Annotated in this window: 1 protein-coding gene and 1 pseudogene; one reads left to right on the top strand and one right to left on the bottom strand. The window is 74.3% G+C overall.

Going from position 1 to position 1,403, the window contains the following annotated elements:
- Positions 1-120: pseudogene (locus JAO81_RS41805) on the top strand (2-oxoacid:ferredoxin oxidoreductase subunit beta); the annotation flags it as partial.
- 111 nt (positions 121-231) lie between these two features.
- Here JAO81_RS41805 and JAO81_RS41810 read toward each other — a convergent pair.
- A complete protein-coding gene (locus JAO81_RS41810; protein WP_199553238.1) occupies positions 232-1,284 on the bottom strand; it encodes an ABC transporter substrate-binding protein in 1,053 nt (350 codons plus the stop codon).
- Between the last annotated feature and the right edge of the window lie 119 nt (positions 1,285-1,403).

Raw genomic sequence — 1,403 nt, forward strand, 5'->3', positions numbered from 1 at the left:
GACCGCCCGGTCTACGACACCCTCATGTCCGACCAACTGGACGCGGCCATCGAGCAGAACGGCAAGGGTGATCTGGGGGCGCTGCTTGCGGGTGGCGATACGTGGACGGTCGTCGGTTAGCTCGGCTCGCCTGTCGGCTCAACCGGCTGTGCGGTGAGGGGCGTTCGCTTCGGCGGGCGCCCCTTCCGCATGCCTGCGCTGTACGTCAGAGCCTCATGCCTCCGCTGTACGTCAGAGCTCCTTGGCCAGCCCGAGGAAGCGCTCCCGCCCCTTCTCGATGCGCCACAGGAACAGGCCGCTGCCGATGTCGAGGGCGTGGGTGGACGGGCTGATCGTGATCGTCTTGGCCAGTCCCTTGTACGTGGCCTTCTCCACCCGGCCCACGATCGCGCCACGCTCGATCCGGCCGGGGCCGAGCGCCGACATCGCCGAGGCCAGGCACAGCACGGCGTCGTACGCCTCGACGGCATGGCGGTCGGCCCGGGCCACGTCGTAGCGCTCGCGGTACGCGGTCACGAATCCCTCGGCGCGCGGGAGTTCGGCCGGGTCCGTGAAGGTCGCGGTGAACGTCCAGCCGTCGGCGGCGTCGCCCGCGGCCGCCGGGGAGCCGGCGAGGGCCGGGTCGGGCGCCAGGCGCGGGCCCTTGGAGCCGGCCACGGCGGGGGAAAGGGGGGGGCCGGCCGCGCGCTCGGCCGAGACTCCCGCGTACACGACGGCCTGAGCTCCGGCGGTGAGCGCCGCCGTGGCCGCCGCGGTGAAGTCACCGCTGTCGGCGGCCACTTGGTGCACCGTGGCGCTCCCTCCGGACGGCGGGAACTCCTTCAGGGACCGCGCGAAACGCCAGCTCATCTCACCGCCCGACCGGTCCTCGACGACCGCTGTCCTGGTGACGGGTTCGACGGCCGACAGAAACAGGGTCATCGCGCTGGGCTGGGTGTTGAGGTCGGGGCAGAGCTTCAGGAGGCCGCGGCGCTGGGTCGCGTCCAGCTCGCCGGCGAGCGGCGTGGTGAGCAGCAGCGGCATGGACACCACCTGATACGTGGCGGCGATAGCCCGTACGGCCGCTTCAGAGGCCGGACCGAGCACCGCCACCACCCGCTTGTCCTGGACCAGTTGACGGGCCGCGCGCTTGGCCCGCGCGGGGTCGGCGGCGTCCCCGCCCACGTGGAGGTCGAGGTCGAAGAGCCGGTCGGCACGTCCGTTGTGCCGCGCGACCGCGAGCGCCGCACCACGGCCGGTCGCGCTCTCCCGCTCGGCATGCACCCCGATCCCATACCGCGGCAAGGGCCCACCGCCCCCGGCCGCCCCCGTTCCACCAGCCCCGTCCCCGCCCCTCGCCCCCCACGCCCCTCCCCCCCCCCCCCGCGCCACCCCCCCCCCCCCCCCCACGCCGAGCCGGCGGG

This window comes from Streptomyces sp. N35 (assembly GCF_016464295.1).
Lineage (GTDB): Bacteria > Actinomycetota > Actinomycetes > Streptomycetales > Streptomycetaceae > Streptomyces.